16 protein-coding genes and 1 pseudogene are annotated in these 14,828 nt (G+C 62.4%); 9 read left to right on the plus strand and 8 right to left on the minus strand.

Annotated features, from left to right (window positions below; translation table 11 throughout):
• Nucleotides 1-43 precede the first annotated feature (43 nt).
• Nucleotides 44-1,045: an alpha/beta fold hydrolase gene (locus tag NLY44_RS09190; protein ID WP_023805289.1), complete on the minus strand. Its 1,002-nt coding sequence runs from the start codon at nt 1,043-1,045 to the stop codon at nt 44-46.
• A 175-nt stretch (nt 1,046-1,220) separates the two neighbouring features.
• Between NLY44_RS09190 and NLY44_RS09195 the strand changes: the two genes are divergently transcribed.
• From NLY44_RS09195 to NLY44_RS09210, 4 genes are all read left to right on the plus strand, one after another.
• Entirely contained in the window at nt 1,221-1,961 is a 741-nt protein-coding gene (locus NLY44_RS09195) for a competence/damage-inducible protein A (RefSeq protein WP_023681539.1), read from the plus strand.
• 98 nt (nt 1,962-2,059) lie between these two features.
• Nucleotides 2,060-2,893: a universal stress protein gene (locus NLY44_RS09200; RefSeq protein WP_023805290.1), complete on the plus strand. Its 834-nt coding sequence runs from the start codon at nt 2,060-2,062 to the stop codon at nt 2,891-2,893.
• An 87-nt stretch (nt 2,894-2,980) separates the two neighbouring features.
• Nucleotides 2,981-3,481, plus strand: a complete 501-nt coding sequence (gpt, locus tag NLY44_RS09205) for a xanthine phosphoribosyltransferase (RefSeq protein WP_023667540.1) — start codon at nt 2,981-2,983, stop codon at nt 3,479-3,481.
• Nucleotides 3,482-3,687: 206 nt separating this feature from the next.
• A complete protein-coding gene (locus NLY44_RS09210; protein WP_023667541.1) occupies nt 3,688-4,185 on the plus strand; it encodes an NUDIX hydrolase in 498 nt (165 codons plus the stop codon).
• Between the two features lie 133 nt (nt 4,186-4,318).
• On the opposite strand, the gene NLY44_RS09215 is transcribed toward NLY44_RS09210, so the two are convergent.
• Nucleotides 4,319-4,909 carry a flavodoxin family protein gene (locus NLY44_RS09215; protein WP_023805291.1) on the minus strand — a complete coding sequence of 197 codons (591 nt, stop codon included), beginning with the start codon at nt 4,907-4,909 and terminating at the stop codon, nt 4,319-4,321.
• Between the two features lie 339 nt (nt 4,910-5,248).
• On the opposite strand from NLY44_RS09215, the gene NLY44_RS09220 reads away from it, so the two are divergent.
• The 3 genes from NLY44_RS09220 to NLY44_RS09230 are packed head-to-tail and all read left to right on the plus strand — an operon-like array spanning nt 5,249 to nt 6,470.
• Complete coding sequence (locus tag NLY44_RS09220; protein ID WP_023681541.1) at nt 5,249-5,569, plus strand: ArsR/SmtB family transcription factor; 321 nt, start codon at nt 5,249-5,251, stop codon at nt 5,567-5,569.
• The gene (locus tag NLY44_RS09225; RefSeq protein ID WP_023681542.1) at nt 5,566-6,030 is read left to right on the plus strand and encodes an SRPBCC family protein; all 465 of its coding nucleotides are present in this window, start codon (nt 5,566-5,568) and stop codon (nt 6,028-6,030) included. Before NLY44_RS09220 ends, NLY44_RS09225 begins: the two co-directional genes overlap by 4 nt.
• A gap of 26 nt (nt 6,031-6,056) precedes the next feature.
• Complete coding sequence (locus NLY44_RS09230; RefSeq protein ID WP_023681543.1) at nt 6,057-6,470, plus strand: GFA family protein; 414 nt, start codon at nt 6,057-6,059, stop codon at nt 6,468-6,470.
• 43 nt (nt 6,471-6,513) lie between these two features.
• On the opposite strand, the gene NLY44_RS09235 is transcribed toward NLY44_RS09230, so the two are convergent.
• The 6 genes from NLY44_RS09235 to NLY44_RS09260 all read right to left on the minus strand — a co-directional run bounded on the left by NLY44_RS09235 (nt 6,514) and on the right by NLY44_RS09260 (nt 13,567).
• A complete protein-coding gene (locus tag NLY44_RS09235) occupies nt 6,514-8,319 on the minus strand; it encodes an ABC transporter ATP-binding protein (protein ID WP_023681544.1) in 1,806 nt (601 codons plus the stop codon).
• Between the two features lie 389 nt (nt 8,320-8,708).
• The gene (locus NLY44_RS09240; RefSeq protein ID WP_023681545.1) at nt 8,709-9,119 is read right to left on the minus strand and encodes a GNAT family N-acetyltransferase; all 411 of its coding nucleotides are present in this window, start codon (nt 9,117-9,119) and stop codon (nt 8,709-8,711) included.
• A gap of 70 nt (nt 9,120-9,189) precedes the next feature.
• The gene (locus NLY44_RS09245; protein WP_084012992.1) at nt 9,190-10,140 is read right to left on the minus strand and encodes a diacylglycerol kinase catalytic domain-containing protein; all 951 of its coding nucleotides are present in this window, start codon (nt 10,138-10,140) and stop codon (nt 9,190-9,192) included.
• Between the two features lie 13 nt (nt 10,141-10,153).
• Complete coding sequence (locus NLY44_RS09250) at nt 10,154-11,038, minus strand: SPFH domain-containing protein (RefSeq protein WP_023805293.1); 885 nt, start codon at nt 11,036-11,038, stop codon at nt 10,154-10,156.
• Between the two features lie 34 nt (nt 11,039-11,072).
• On the minus strand, nt 11,073-12,788 hold the full coding sequence (locus tag NLY44_RS09255; protein ID WP_023681548.1) for an NAD+ synthase: 1,716 nt from the start codon (nt 12,786-12,788) through the stop codon (nt 11,073-11,075).
• A 62-nt stretch (nt 12,789-12,850) separates the two neighbouring features.
• Nucleotides 12,851-13,567 carry a DNA-3-methyladenine glycosylase I gene (locus NLY44_RS09260; RefSeq protein ID WP_023805294.1) on the minus strand — a complete coding sequence of 239 codons (717 nt, stop codon included), beginning with the start codon at nt 13,565-13,567 and terminating at the stop codon, nt 12,851-12,853.
• Nucleotides 13,568-13,658: 91 nt separating this feature from the next.
• Between NLY44_RS09260 and NLY44_RS09265 the strand changes: the two are divergent.
• Together NLY44_RS09265 and NLY44_RS09270 are read left to right on the plus strand one after the other, a co-directional pair.
• A pseudogene (locus NLY44_RS09265) lies at nt 13,659-14,221 on the plus strand (DUF1003 domain-containing protein).
• Nucleotides 14,218-14,826, plus strand: coding sequence for a DedA family protein (locus tag NLY44_RS09270; protein ID WP_023805296.1), 609 nt, complete (start codon nt 14,218-14,220; stop codon nt 14,824-14,826). The pseudogene NLY44_RS09265 and the gene NLY44_RS09270 overlap by 4 nt, the downstream one beginning before the upstream one ends.
• The last annotated feature ends 2 nt before the right edge of the window (nt 14,827-14,828 follow it).

The following is a 14,828-nucleotide window of genomic DNA, read 5'->3' on the forward strand; positions in this document are numbered from 1 at the left end:
CTTGGGTGCGACACGGGGTAAAACCGGATATCAGCCGAATGGTTCAGTGAAATTGTTGTGAGGCTGTGGTGAGGTCTTGGCCGGCGAATGTCCGCTCGGCAATGCGCTTGATGAAGGCGATGACGCGGTCCGGCTCGACGAATTGCGGCATGTGGCCGAGGCCTTCGACCGTCTCGAAATCGAGCCCTTCGATCCTGTCCTTCATCGGCTCCCCATGTATGCGCATGGCGATGACGCGATCGGCTGTCCCGAAGAAAATGCCGGCCGGCATGGCGATCTCTTCATAGCGCTCTTCGATGCGGCCAAGATCCTGTTCGACCGCTACGAAATCGGTGGAGGTTGCATGGAAATGGCTTGGCCTCAGCCCGAGCCATCCGCCGCCATCGATCATGTAGTCGGCGGGAACGGCCTGCGGCGCGAAGATAAACTCCAGTGTCTGCCGCGCATATCTGAGGCTTGTCGGTATCGCGACGGTGTAGGCCATGATCCAGCGCCAAAGCCGCGAACGGATATAGAGCAGGCCCGCTTTCTCGCGGGCGCCGGCTTCCAGATGCGTCAGCGGCGCCAGCAAAGCGATGCCGGAAATCGCGCCGGGATGCTCCAAGGCCAGGGTCAGCGCGACGGCGCCCCCCAGCGAGTGCCCGACCACGAGCGGCCTTTCCAGCCCGAGTGTTTCGATGAAGCGCCTGATGATCTCGACCTGTTCAGGCAGACGGCCGGTGGCTCCTCGCGCGCGAACAGAATAGCCCGATCCCGGCCGGTCGAGTGCAATGAGGCGGTAGCCAGGGCCAAAGCGCTCAAACAGCGTGTGGCGAAACTGGTGGAGCTGCGCGCCAAGTCCGTGCACGAACAGGATCGGCCGTCCCTCGCCCGTTTCGACATAATGGATGCGGCTGCCGTCGATCTCGACGAAGTTTCCGCTGGCCGGCACCAGCCTTTCGGCCTTGGCGGCAATCAAGAGCGTAGCGGCCACCAGACAGGCCACGATGACGAGAGCCAGCACGGACAGGCCGGCGACAAGCCAAAGCAGAATCGATACCAGCATGTTTTCACCCGGGAAGCGGGCCGGCGCGCACCATCACCCACTGACGAACGCTCGGCAAGGCAGATGGCGGCTTGTGTCGGCATTGCCGCCAGTTCGATGGCGCGCTATCTCAGGCGACCTTCTTTCTGCCTCAGGCGACCTTGTCTGCCAACGGGCCTGTTTGCCGGAGCCTTCCATGCCTGAAATCGTCACTGCCGCCATGCTTGTCATCGGCGACGAGATTCTGTCCGGCCGCACCAAGGATAAAAATATCGGCCACCTCGCCGACATCATGACGGCCATCGGCATCGACCTGAAGGAAGTGCGCATCGTTCCCGACGAGGAGGACGAGATTGTCGCTGCGGTGAATGCCGTACGCGCCCGCTACACCTATGTCTTTACCACCGGTGGCATCGGCCCGACGCATGACGACATCACCGCCGATTCCGTTTCCAAGGCTTTTGGGGTGCCGTGCGAATACGACGCCAAGGCCTATGCCATGCTGGGCGAGAGCTATGCCGCGCGCGGCATCGAATACACCGAGGCGCGCAAGCGCATGGCGCGCATGCCGCGCGGCGCCGACCATATCGACAATCCGGTCTCCGTCGCGCCCGGCTTTCGCATCGGCAACGTCCATGTCATGGCCGGCGTGCCGGCGATTTTCCAGGCCATGCTCGACAATGTCGTGCCGACGCTGAAGGCCGGCACCAAGATGCTGTCGGCCACCGTCCATTGCCCGTTCGGCGAAGGCCTGATCGGCGGTCCCCTGGGCGACATCCAGAAGGCGCATCCCGACACCATCATCGGCTCCTATCCGAAATATGGCGACGGCAAATTCTGGACGGAGCTGGTGGTCCGCGCCCGCAGCCAGGAGGCGCTGGATTCGGCACGCAAGGACGTCGAGGCGATGGTGGCCGGCTTCACCGCCGCCAATTGACCCTGGGTTCGCGGACCATCGCCGGGCCGGAACCAAGCACCGCACTCCCACGTTTTCCCTCGGGCGCAGCACGCGCTGGCAGATTTGAGGGATTTCGCATGCGCTTCAAGACCATCGTCGCCATATTGCAGAACGAACAGGACGCCGAACGCGTGCTCAACTGCGCCATCCCGCTTGCCGACCGGTTCGAGAGCCATCTCATCGGCATCCATGCCGAAGCGCTGCCCGTTCCCTACACCTCGGCAACCGGCTTCCCCGACACTGAGTTCCTGCAGGTCTCCGCCGACATGAACCGCGAGCGCGCCGAGAAATTGCAGGCGCTTTTCGTTGGGCGGATCGAGAATTCCGGCCTTTCCTTCGAATGGCGCAGCCTCGAGAGCTTTTCCGGCGACAGCGCGCTGACGGGTATTTCCAGCGTGCGCGCCGCCGATCTGATTATTGCCGCGCAGCGCGAGACCGGGGGCGACACGAGCGCCGATGTCGACACGCTGGTTTACGATGCCGGCCGGCCAGTGCTGGTGGTGCCGCATGAGGGGCCGTTGGTCACCACATTCAAACATGTGCTGCTGGCCTGGAACGGCAGCAAGGAGGCGGCGCGTGCCGCCTTCGACGCGCTGCCCTTCATCATCGAGGCCGAAAAGACCGACATTCTGGTCATCGATCCGCCGGATACGCTGGATGACAACCCGGAAGCCGCCGGCGCCGAGATCGCCGCGGCACTCTCCAGGCATGGCGCAACGGTCAGCGTGTCGGTGCAGAAATCGGGTAATGCTTCGGTCGATGACGTAATCCAGACCCGGATCGCCGAGACCGGAGCCGACCTTCTGGTGCTCGGCGCCTACAGCCATTCCTGGCTGCGTCAGCTTTTGTTCGGCGGCGTCACGCGCACCGTGTTGCGCAGCGTGCCGGTTGCGGCCTTTTTGTCGCGGTAACTCCACAGACTGGCCCCGCCCTTGCCAATGCCCTGACTTTCCAGTTAATTCCGCGCGCATTCCACAATGTTGCGCGCGGAGTGCAGAATGTCCCTTCCCGAAAAAGCCTTTCCGGTCTCCTGGGACCAGTTCCACCGCGATGCCCGGGCGCTCGCCTGGCGGCTTGCCGGCGCCAACAAGGGTCAGTGGAAGGCCATCGTCTGCATCACCCGTGGCGGCCTGGTTCCCGCTGCCATCATCTCACGCGAACTCGGCATACGCGTCATCGAGACGGTCTGCGTCGCCTCCTATCACGACTACACCAGCCAGGGGCAATTGCAGGTGCTGAAGGAGATCACGCCGGCGCTGCTCGCCGATGATGGCGCGGGCGTGCTGATCATCGACGACCTCACAGACACCGGCAAGACGGCAGGCATCGTGCGCGCCATGATGCCCAAGGCGCATTTCGCCACCGTCTACGCCAAGCCGAAAGGCCGGCCGCTGGTCGACACCTTCATCACCGAAGTCAGCCAGGACACCTGGATCTACTTTCCCTGGGACATGGGTTTCACCTACCAGAAGCCGATCGCCGACGATCACGCCGGCTGATTCGCGCCAGCCCCATTTCTGCCCAGACGGCCAAACCCGCCCCGTCTGCTATGAAAACAGACACTGGAAGGCACATTATTCTGTCGAATCGACGCCTGTTGGCGGATTGGACGGTTGGTGTGATGTTTTTTACTTTTAAGACTTACACTTGTCGGTAAGATTCATACGGCGGCTAACGATTCTGAGGGCTGGGGTAGCTTTCACTGATGCTGACGACACCGGCGACACACGACCATCTGGCTGAAAGGGTCCGCAAGCTCTTCGGCACTTCGCCTTGTCGCCTGCAGGTTGCCGCTTTGCCATGGCGCAATAACGAAGACGGCGTCGAGATCATGCTGATCACCAGCCGAGACACCGGGCGTTGGGTGCTGCCGAAGGGCTGGCCCGAGGCCAGGGAGCCGCTCTGCGAGGCAGCGGCGCGCGAGGCGGGCGAGGAAGCCGGATTGCGTGGCAAGATTTCGCTTTTCGAGGCCGGTCGTTACTTCTACGCCAAGGCCCTCGCGTCCGGCGAGGAAGTCCCTTGCGAAGTGCTGGTGTTTCCGCTGCAGGTCGAGCACGTTGCCGACCGCTGGAAGGAAAAGCGCGCGCGCACCCGCAAATGGGTCAATGGGGCCGAGGCCGTACGCATGGTCAACGAGCCGGACCTCTGCCAGATCATCGCCCATTTCTGCGCCGATCCCGACAAGTTCGTCGTTAGAGCCTAGTCACAACTCCGCAGCGACCGCGCCACATTTCCATGCGCCCGCAGGTCTTGCCCATCAATACCATTCGACGTATCGCCCGCAGCGCCCATTGATCCGACTCCATCCGACATCGACGACAAGAGATGTGCCGGTATCACCTGCCCCCGACCCACTGCCGGATCTCGTCAGCCAATTGCTCGAGAACGCCTGCCGTCCCGGCGGGGAGCGGGTCCGGAAACCGTTGCTCGGGATACGCGAGCGTTCCCCCCAAATGGACCGGCTGGACACAAGGCATCTCGTGCTGTTCGAAAAGCTTGACCATGTTGTCCGCGCATTGGCGCACACTCGGATCGTCCGCGGGATCGCTGGCGCCGTTGACGATGACCGCTCCGAGTTTTCCTTTGAGCTGTTGTCCGTCGCGCCACAGGGGATCGGATCTGTCGAGCAAGACGACGCCCAGGGCCGGCGGCATTCCGAAGCAGGTGGGAGTAGCCATCAGAATCACGTCCGACTCTTTCATGAGTGACAGAACACGATCGATCCCGTCGCAGTGGTATCCGAACGTTTGATAACACTGCTCGCACCCGAGACAGTCGATACGCTCATCGGCCAGGCGCACCTGTTCCACGACCTTCACCCGCCGCTCTCTCTCCAGCGAGCGAAGAACCTCGCCGAGCATCCGCCCTGAGTTACTGGACGCGCGCGGGCTGCAGTCTATTCCAATGATGGTCGTCGCTTTGTCCATGTGAGAATCCCTAGTAAGGCGTGTCAGCTCGATGCCGAACGGCACGGGCGAAGTTTTGAGTATCCCCAACGATGGCTTCAAAGTCGACGATACTGCTCTTTACGGCTGAACTCTCCGGATCACTCCCGATACGTGACACCAAAGCCATCCCCAAATCCCCAGCCATGGCCCTTTACCCCAAACGAAATGAGCTCTTGGGCAGAGTCTAACGGAAGCAGCCGTTGAAGTTCGCGACTTGTCGTACAATCGGACAGACCCTCCCCTTTCAGGTTACGATTGGTTGCGGCTTGACATGCAGGTATTTACCTGCATATTGTGTCTTCAAGATGAGTGAGACCGATGGACGCCGACAAGGTTTTCAAAGCGCTGGGCGACCCGACCCGCAGAATGCTGCTCGATCTTCTGTGTGAGAAGAACGGCCAGACGCTCGGCGAGCTTTGCGAAAATCTCGACATGGCGAGGCAATCCGCCACGCAGCACATCGATCTGCTGGAAGCGGCCAATCTGATCAGCACGGTCAAGCGTGGCCGCGAGAAGCTGCATTTCATCAACCCCGTGCCGCTGCACGAAGTCTACGAGCGGTGGGTGCGAAAATTCGAACGGCAGCGGCTGAGCCTGCTGCACGACCTGAAACAAGAACTCGAAGGAGACGACCAATGACCCGGGAAACCACCAGTTTTGTCTACGTGACCTACATCAGATCGACGCCACAAAAGGTGTTCGAAGCCATCACCAGGCCCGATATCGCCAAGCGCTACTGGGGCCACGAAAACGTCTCCGACTGGAAGCCCGGCTCGAAATGGGAACACATCCGCGCCAATGACGAACGGACCGTCGAACTCGTTGGCAAGGTCGTCGAAATCTCGCCGCCGACCCGCCTGGTCATGAGCTGGGCCAACGCCTCGCAGGCCGACGATCCCACCAAGCACAGCCGGGTGACGTTCGCCATCGAGGAATACGACACCATGGTCAAGCTGACCGTCAGCCATGACGAGCTCGAAGCCGGCAGCGGCATGGCCAAGGGCATCAGCCAGGGCTGGCCGGCCGTGCTGTCCAGCATGAAATCCTTCCTCGAAACCGGCACAGGCATCGACCTGTTCGCCAAGCCGAAATCGGCCTGAAGCAATCTGACAGCGGGAGAACGACAATGACCAGGCACTATACCGGCGGCTGCGCCTGCGGCGCGATCCGCTATGAGGCCAGCGGCGAGCCGATCTTTCAGAACCACTGCCAATGCCTCGATTGCCAGAAGCGCAGCGGTACTGGCCATTGTTCCTATGTGACCTTCGGCCGGCGCGCTGACGTAAAGATCACCGGCGAGCCGAGCACATGGCGGATGATCGCCGACAGCGGCAATGAAAAAGCCCAGGCCTTTTGCCCGACCTGCGGCACGCCGGTCTACGTAACGTTCGTCGCCATGCCGGAGGTGACGGCGATCCAGGCCACGAGCCTCGACGATCCCGGCCAGTTCGACCCGCAGGCGGTCACCTACACCGTGCGCGGCCACGTCTGGGACACGATCGACCCAGCGCTTCAGCCATTCGAGCGAATGCCTGGATGAACCAAGCAGAGCCCTATCCCTCGGATAGGGCTCTGCGTTCAGCTCAGATCACCAGGCCCTTGGTCAGTTCCAGCGCCTGCCGCTCGAACAGGCGGCGGTAGATGCCGCCCTTCAGCCGGATCAGCTCGTCATGCGAGCCTTCCTCGACGATCTTGCCACGGTCGAACACGAGCAGCCTGTCCAGCGCCCGCACCGTCGACAGACGGTGCGCGATGACCAGCGTCGTGCGGCCAACCATCAGCCGCTCCATCGCCTGCTGGATCAGCACTTCCGATTCCGAATCGAGGCTCGATGTCGCCTCGTCCAGGATCAGGATGCGCGCATCCGCCAGGAAGGCGCGCGCGATCGCCACCCGCTGGCGCTCGCCGCCCGACAGTTTCACGCCCCGTTCACCGACCAGCGTGCCGTAGCCCTTCGGCAGGCCGGTGATGAAGTCGTGCGCGCTGGCGAGCTTGGCGGCATGCTCGATCTCGGCCTGCGTGGCGTCCGGTCGGGCATAGGCGATGTTTTCCGCCAGCGAGCGGTGGAACAGGATGGGCTCCTGCTGGACGATGGCAATCTGCGCGCGCAGCGACGCCTGTGCAACCTGCGAGATGTCTTGGCCATCGATAAGGATCCTGCCGCCGCTGACATCATAGAGACGCTGGATCAGCTTCACGAAGGTCGTCTTGCCCGAGCCGGAATGACCGACCAGTCCGACCCGCTCGCCCGCCGCTATCTCCACCGAAAAGTCGCGGTAGAGCGGCAGGCGATGGCTGCCATAGTGGAAGGTGACGTTATCGAAGGCGATGTGGCCATGCGTGATCCGGATCGGCTTGGCGCCGGGCCGGTCCTCGATGCCGAGCGGTTGCGACTGGAAATCGACCAGTTCCTCCATGTCGTTGACCGAACGCTGCAAATTGCGGATATGCGTGCCGATGTCCCTGAGGTAGCCCTGCAGCACGAAGAACGAGGTCAGCACGAAGGCGACATCGCCCGCACTTGCCTGGCCCCAGGCCCACAGCATCAGCGACAGGCCGATTACTGCCGTCCGCAGCACCAGCAACATGGCGCCTTGCGTCGTGCCGTTGATGGTGCCGCGCACCCAGGTGCGGCTGGTCCGCGCGCGCCATTTGGCGACGACCTTGGCAAGACGCGTCTCCTCGCGCGTCTCGGCACCGAAACCCTTGACCACGGCATTGCAGCTCACCGCATCGGCAAGCGAGCCGCCAAGCCGCGTATCCCAGCTGTTGGCGAGCCGTGCCGCGGGCGCGACATAGCCGAGCGACAGCAGCGCCGTCACCGTGATGAACAGCAGCGAGCCGACTGCCACGACCAGCCCCATCAGTGGCCAGAACCAGCCGAGCAGCAACGTCGAGCCGACCAGCATGGCGACCGACGGCAACAACGCAATCAGGATGGTGTCATTGAGCAGGTCGAGAGCCCACATGCCGCGCGTGACCTTGCGCACCGTCGATCCGGCAAAGCTATTGGCGTGCCAGTCGGTTGAGAAGCGTTGCACGCGATGGAACGCGTCGGCGGCGATGTCGGCCATCATCTTCAGCGTCAGCTCGACAATGCCCATGAAAGCCAGGTTGCGCAGCACCACGCCGGTCATCGCCAAAGCGATGAGCGCGAAGAACGCCGCCATTGCCGCATTCCACGCGACATCGTCAGCCAACGCACTGCTGGCGACGGCGTCGACCAGCCGGCCGGAATAGAGCGGCGTCAACACGTCCGCTATGGTCGACAGCAGGAAGCTGCCCATGATCAGCGAAAGCCGCCACGGCTGGCGCCGCCAGTGGCTGAGCGTGAAGCCAAGAACGCTGCGAAAGGCGCTTGCACGCAGATCGATTCGAAAACGAGCCATGATGTCATCCGGGCGCAAATCTGCCCGGTCCCGGTAAGGTCTGAAAATTGAAAACCGCGCTGGGCAATTCGCCCGGGGCTGCGGAGGTTCGGCATGGGTGGCGGCGCGCCCCGGGTTGTCGGGTGGCGACCGGCATCGGCAGAAGCCTGTACTCGACCCGGCATCGGTGCGAAGGGCAAACCTTCGCCGGACGCCAGGTGAGACCTAGGCTTCGCGGCCTCGCATTACCATGTGAAATACTGCCATTCAGACCTCCCGCAAGACACTTGCGGAGCGGTCCTTATAGAGACGCCATGAAGGATCGCCAAGGCCGGGCACGTGGCAAAGCGTAACTGGTCCAACCAGTGAGGTTATTTTGCAACAACAGCGGGTCAACCCCTCGCTATGCCTCATTCCGGGTTGCGATCGAGGCGCATGTAGCGGCCGTCGGTCGATGCCTTGAAGCCCAGCTTCTCATAAAGGCCATGCGCGTCACTGGTCGACAGGCTCCAGTGCGAGACCGTGTTGAGTTCAGGGTGGTTGATGAGCGCCCGCACCAGTTGCGTGCCAATGCCTTGGCCGCGATGCTGCGGCCAGATGATGATGTCGGCGAGATAGGCAAACACCGTACGGTCGGTGATGGCCCGGCCAAAACCGACTTGGTTCCTATCGATATAGGCCGCGGTGCAGAACGAGTTGCCAAAGGCGCGGCGATGAAAGTCATCGCTGCGGCCGGCGCCCCAATAACTCGCCATCAACAGATCGGAGGTCGCCCGGAAATCGATCCGTGACATGTCGAAGCTGATTTCACAGTCGGGCATGGTGCCTCGCAAAGAATGGAGGGCGGCCGAATTCAGTCCGGCCGGTGATTTGGCTGCCCACGTGGCGCGCTTATGGCACCACGAGATAGGCCTTCTGGTCGGCGATCGCGATGGTCACGTGGGTGCCGGAATTGAACTCGACGAAATCGAGCTCCATCCCGTCGCTGAAGATGACGCCGCCCCTGCTCTGCCGCGAAGAAACCACCAGCGGCCGGTCGCGGGTGATGACGCCATGCACAAGCGACACGCCGGTCGTGTTGCTCGGAAACGGTTCGCGCACCGAAAAGAACAGCTGTTCGGCTTCGCGGTCATAGCCTTGCGGCGGCACGGTCGGCACGGAGTTGTCACCATAGGCCGCGGCCAGTCCCGCGGCGCCCGCCATCACCGAGCGCAGCCAGCCGGTAGAGCCGGCGCCCGTGGAGATGATAATGCCGCTCGACGACTGGCGCTCGGTCCTGCCGCCATAGGTCAATTCGTAGCGCGCCGAGACATGCGTCGAGGCGCCAACGAACAGATCGTTGAAGGCGATCAGCCGGCGTCCGTCATTGGAGCGCGCTTCGGCCATCACCACCGCCTGGCGCTTCGCCTTGCCGGCGATCGTCAGGCCGAGGACCTTTTCGGTATCGTCGGCATTCCACGGCAGCAACACGCCGTCGAAAAGCGCCGGGTCCGGGTTGATGCCGATCAGCGGCTGGTACGGGAGGTACTTCGCGGTGTTGGACACCAGCCCGTCCTGACCGAGCGCGATCACCGCGTCGGAGCCGAATTCGAACTGCGGGACCAGTTCGCGGTCGAGCCGCAACTGTTTGAGGCCTTGGGGAAGCGAACCCATCACCCGGTCGAGCGCCTGGTGATAGACGTCATGCGCCGCCTTGACCGGGTCGAAATTCATGCCGGCCTGCCGGAGATAAAAGCGCGCCTGTCCCTGCGTGTTGAAGCGCGTCGTCAGCTCCTCCAGCTCGGTCTTGCGGGTGACGACGATCACCCGGTCGATCGGCCTGCCGCTCTGGTCGCTTGCCACCCGAGCTTGCCTTTCAGGACCCGGCTTTCGGAGTGGAAAGCTGGCTGAGCGCGCTGGTGAGCATATCAGGCGTGATCGACAGATTGCCGACCGAACCGCCCTTTTCCGCCCAGGCCTTGAAGGCCATCGCCGTGAGCACGTGCGCCGGCGCCGACGAATAGACGGTGAGTTCGAGCTGTTGGGCCTTGGCTTCCGCCTCGGCAAGCGTCAGCTTGTTGCGCGCCTCGGTATCGACCAGCAGCTTGTTGCGTTCGGCAAGCTCGATTTCGGTCGCGAGCTCGCTCTGCTTGATCTCGCGCTCCTTCTCCACGCCCCAGGCACGGCGCCCATAGATCGCGGCATCGGCCTGGCGCTGCAGCGCCTCGCGATATTCGGTCTGGAGCGCCTTGCGGATCTCCGGCGTCGGCTGGACCGAGGTGATGTGAACCTCCTCGATCGACAGGCCGGCGGTCGCGGCAATCGGATCGTTGCGCAGGAGTTCGGCGAGATTGCCACCGAGCTTGGTCACCTCGGCCAGCGCCTGTTCCAGCGTCATGCTCGAAACCACCGCGCGGGCGCGGCTCTGTATCGCAAGCACCAGGCGCTCGGCGATCTTCTCCCGGCCGTCGCCGACGACCTCGGCACGGCTGAGCTTGGCGCTGAAATCAAAACCTTCGGCTGCCTTGAGTGGATCGATGATGCGGTAGCTGACCGACCCCTGGATTGCCAGATCCTGGAAATTCGCCGTCGTCTCGGTGAAGATGAAGGGGTTATCGAGCGACGTCACCGGCACCATCGCTATCGTGGTGCCGAACGTGCCGTACCAGAAGGAGATGCCGCGCCCCTGCTCCCTGATCTTGCCGTTCTTGAAGCGCAGGATGTGATACTCAGGTGTTCCCTTGAAATAGCTGATAAACATGCGTCCCCCAAGGTTCATCAATTTAATCAGATGTTTAGCCGCGATCCCTGAAACGGTTGGTGATGGGATAGCGGCGGTCGCGGCCAAAATTCTTCCGGGTGATCTTCACACCCGGCGCCGCTTGCCGGCGTTTGTACTCGGCAATGTAGAGCAAATGTTCGACGCGCGTCACCGTCGCCCGGTCGTGGCCGCGCGCCACGATGTCGTCGACGCCCATTTCGTTCTCGACCAGGCATTCCAGAATGTCGTCCAGCACCGGATAGGGCGGCAGCGAATCCTGGTCGGTCTGGTTCTCGCGCAATTCCGCCGACGGCGCCTTGTCGATGATATTCCTGGGGATCACCTCGCCTGAGGGACCGAGCGCGCCCGGCGGCACATGGCTGTTGCGCCAGCGCGACAGCGCATAGACCTGCATCTTGTAGAGGTCTTTTATCGGGTTGAAGCCGCCATTCATGTCGCCATAAAGCGTGGCGTAGCCCACCGACATCTCGCTCTTGTTGCCCGTGGTGACGACCATCGAGCCGAACTTGTTGGAAATCGCCATCAGGATCGTGCCGCGCGCGCGGCTCTGTAGATTCTCTTCGGTGATGCCTTCCTTGGTGCCTTCAAAAAGCTGCGCCAGCGTGTGTAGGAAACCCTCGACCGGTTCGAAGATCGGCACGATGTCATAGCGGCAGCCAAGCGCACGGGCGCAATCCTCGGCATCCTTCAGCGAATCCTCCGAGGTATAGCGGTAGGGCATCATCACCGCCCGCAGCCGCTCCTCGCCGAGCGCATCGACGGCCAATGCGGCGCAGATCGCCGAATCGATGCCGCCGGAGAGACCCAGCACGACGTTCTTGAAGCCGTTTTTATTGACGTAGTCGCGCAGGCCGAGCATGCAGGCGCGGTAGTCCGCCTCCTCGCGCTCGGGGATTTTCGACATCGGCCCTTCCGAGCAGACCCAGCCGTCGAACTCTTCTGCGTTTTGCGCGCCTGCGGCGACGCGGTTGCGCTTCCAGGTGGTGACGTCGACAGTTTCCTCGAACTGGCTCATCTGGAAGGCGAGCGTCTTGTCGGCGCCGATGGCAAAAGAGGCGCCGTCGAAGATCAGCTCGTCCTGGCCGCCGATCTGATTGGCATAGATCATCGGCAAACCGGTCTCGATGACCTGGCGGATAACGACCTGATGGCGCACGTCCATCTTGGCGCGGTAGTAGGGCGAGCCGTTCGGCACCAGCAGGATTTCCGCGCCGCTCTCGGCCAAGGTTTCACAGATGCCGACGTCGCCCCAGATGTCCTCGCAGATCGGAATTCCGATGCGCACACCGCGGAAGTTGACGGGTCCCTGAGCCTCGGGGCCGGCCTGAAAGACGCGCTTCTCGTCGAACTCGCCATAGTTTGGCAAATCGAGCTTGTAGCGCTCGGCGAGGATCTTGCCGCCATCGGCGACGATGATCGAATTGTGGGTGCCGCTCTTGCGCTTCAGCGGCGTGCCGATGATGACGCCCGGCCCGCCATCGGAGGTATCCGCGGCGAAATCCTGAGCGGCCTTCTCGCAAACCTTGAGGAAGGCCGGCTTCAGCACCAGGTCCTCCGGCGGATAACCGGCAAGGAAAAGCTCGGTGTAGAGCACGATGTCGGCGCCCTGGCGGGCGGCATCCGCCCTCGCCTCGCGCGCCTTGGCAAGGTTGCCGGCGACATCGCCGACCGTCGGGTTGAGCTGGGCAACGGCGATGCGCAGAATATCGGGTGCGGTCTTCTGGGTCATCTGTGCGGTTTAGCGCGGCAGAATTGCCCCGGCAATGGCGTTCGTTTGGACCAATTCGGTGATCAGTCATCGCCCATATATTCGCGCAGCGATTGCGGCGAATGGTTCTCTCCGATCGACATCGCCAGAATGCGCGAGATGTGCCGGCGCGGCAGGCCGGTTTCCTGCGCCCATTTGTTGATCTGCGCCTGAATCCTGTCGAGATCCCTCTTCGACGTCGGACTTTCGGCGATGTCGAGGCCGGCGTCACGCAAAGCCGCGACCATATCGGCCGAGATGACGAAGGCGTCCCAGCCCAGCCAGCGCAGGAAATACTGGCCGGTGTTGCCGCCAAGCCGGCTGCCATGCTTGCCGAGATACGCCATCAGCCCGACCTGGTCGTCGTCAGGCCACTCCGCGAGGAATTTGCCGAAACCGCCATGTTCCTTCGACACACGCTCAACGAAGGCGGCGTTGTCGCGGACGGATTTGATCTTCTGCGGGTTGCGCACAATGCGTTGATCAGCCGTCAGGTCGTGCCAGAAGTCATCAGGTTGAAACAACAGCCGTTTCGGCTGGAAATGGAGAAACGCGTCCTCGAACCCGGGCCATTTCTGTTCAATAACGCGCCAGACGAAGCCGGCGGCAAACACCCGCTCGGCCATCGTCGAGAGGATACGATCGTCCGTAATGTCAGCCACGGCGGCATTTTCAGGCGCCGGCCCGAGCAGCGACATCAGCACCGCGTCGCCGCCTTTGCGTTTTGCAGCACGGGCGCGAATCTTCGCGAAATCGGGCATCCTGCATCCTCGCGCCGCGCTTTTGACGAAACGCCATCTTCCTATATGCAAACGAGGCTGCCAAGCCGACGCTTTTCCTATGGAGACATCCATGCACAAGACCGTGCCAGAACTTGCCAACCGCTGGTTGAGGCGAACGCCTGAAACCCTCAGCGAGCTCGAGCGGCGGGTGTTGCAGAGCACTGTCGACCGCAAGCCCATCTCGCAGGATATCAACGACAGCCTCACCGGCCTTCAGGGCGCCGGCGACCGGATCGCCGATGCCATTGCCCGCATCGGCGGCTCATGGACGTTCATCCTGTCCTTCATTGCTTTCCTGGTGCTGTGGATCGGCACCAATTGGTGGCTGCTCGGCGAGACTCGTTCGACCCCTACCCCTTCATCTTCCTCAACCTGGTGCTGTCGATGATCGCCGCCTTGCAGGCGCCGGTGATCATGATGTCGCAGAACCGCCAGGCCGCGCGCGACCGCATCGACGCCGCGCATGACTATGAGGTCAACCTCAAGGCCGAGATCGAGATCATGGCTCTGCATGAAAAGCTGGACGAACTGCGCCACAGCCAGATCATCGGCGTGCGCGAGGACATCGCGCGCCTGGCCGAACAGGTGAACCGCATAGACGAAAAACTGTCGGGCCGGCAAACCTCTCAATGACCGGGATCGTCCATCACCTCATCGAGCAATATGGGTTGATCGCGGTTTTCATGGGCTGTGTCGCCGAAGGCGAAAGTGCGGCCATCCTCGGCGGCTTCTTCGCCCATCAGCATGTCTTCATCCTCTGGAAGGCTTTCCTCACGGCCGCCATTGGCGCCTTCGTCGGCGACACGTTTTTCTTCATTCTCGGCCGCAGCTTTGCCGACCATCCCAGGGTGCTGAAACTGAAGGCGAGGCCCGGCTTCAACCACGCCTACCGTCTCGTCTCGTCCCATCCCAACATATTCGTCCTGTCCAACCGCTACATCTATGGCCTGCGCCTGGTCGGCGGCATCGCGGCCGGTTTCGCCAGCATTTCGGTAGCGCGCTTCGTTATCCTCAACGCGGTGTCGTCGCTGGTCTGGGCGGCTTTGTTCTGCGGCATCGGCTACGTCTTCGGCCTCGAAGCCGAGCAGATGATAGGCAAGGCACTGCTCCATCACGAACGGCTGCTGATCGCGCTTGCCATAGGTCTGGGTGTCGCCATCCTTGCCTGGCTCATCGCCCGCACCGTCGCCGGCAAGGAGCGCGCCAAGGACGCCCGCGACAGCGAAACCACATCGTAAGG

Origin of the sequence: Mesorhizobium sp. C089B, from assembly GCF_030323125.1 — a bacterium.
Classification (GTDB): domain Bacteria; phylum Pseudomonadota; class Alphaproteobacteria; order Rhizobiales; family Rhizobiaceae; genus Mesorhizobium.

Excerpts from the sequence above, each read along its gene's own strand:
- NLY44_RS09235 (WP_023681544.1), bottom strand. The coding sequence starts at position 8,319 with ATGGCTCGTTTTCGAATCGATCTGCGTGCAAGCGCCTTTCGCAGCGTT.
- NLY44_RS09210 (WP_023667541.1), top strand. The coding sequence starts at position 3,688 with ATGCTGACGACACCGGCGACACACGACCATCTGGCTGAAAGGGTCCGC.
- NLY44_RS09200 (WP_023805290.1), top strand. The coding sequence starts at position 2,060 with ATGCGCTTCAAGACCATCGTCGCCATATTGCAGAACGAACAGGACGCC.
- NLY44_RS09260 (WP_023805294.1), bottom strand. The coding sequence starts at position 13,567 with ATGCCCGATTTCGCGAAGATTCGCGCCCGTGCTGCAAAACGCAAAGGC.
- NLY44_RS09270 (WP_023805296.1), top strand. The coding sequence starts at position 14,218 with ATGACCGGGATCGTCCATCACCTCATCGAGCAATATGGGTTGATCGCG.
- NLY44_RS09230 (WP_023681543.1), top strand. The coding sequence starts at position 6,057 with ATGACCAGGCACTATACCGGCGGCTGCGCCTGCGGCGCGATCCGCTAT.
- gpt (WP_023667540.1), top strand. The coding sequence starts at position 2,981 with ATGTCCCTTCCCGAAAAAGCCTTTCCGGTCTCCTGGGACCAGTTCCAC.
- NLY44_RS09250 (WP_023805293.1), bottom strand. The coding sequence starts at position 11,038 with ATGTTTATCAGCTATTTCAAGGGAACACCTGAGTATCACATCCTGCGC.
- NLY44_RS09220 (WP_023681541.1), top strand. The coding sequence starts at position 5,249 with ATGGACGCCGACAAGGTTTTCAAAGCGCTGGGCGACCCGACCCGCAGA.
- NLY44_RS09225 (WP_023681542.1), top strand. The coding sequence starts at position 5,566 with ATGACCCGGGAAACCACCAGTTTTGTCTACGTGACCTACATCAGATCG.
- NLY44_RS09240 (WP_023681545.1), bottom strand. The coding sequence starts at position 9,119 with ATGCCCGACTGTGAAATCAGCTTCGACATGTCACGGATCGATTTCCGG.
- NLY44_RS09195 (WP_023681539.1), top strand. The coding sequence starts at position 1,221 with ATGCCTGAAATCGTCACTGCCGCCATGCTTGTCATCGGCGACGAGATT.
- NLY44_RS09190 (WP_023805289.1), bottom strand. The coding sequence starts at position 1,045 with ATGCTGGTATCGATTCTGCTTTGGCTTGTCGCCGGCCTGTCCGTGCTG.
- NLY44_RS09215 (WP_023805291.1), bottom strand. The coding sequence starts at position 4,909 with ATGGACAAAGCGACGACCATCATTGGAATAGACTGCAGCCCGCGCGCG.
- NLY44_RS09255 (WP_023681548.1), bottom strand. The coding sequence starts at position 12,788 with ATGACCCAGAAGACCGCACCCGATATTCTGCGCATCGCCGTTGCCCAG.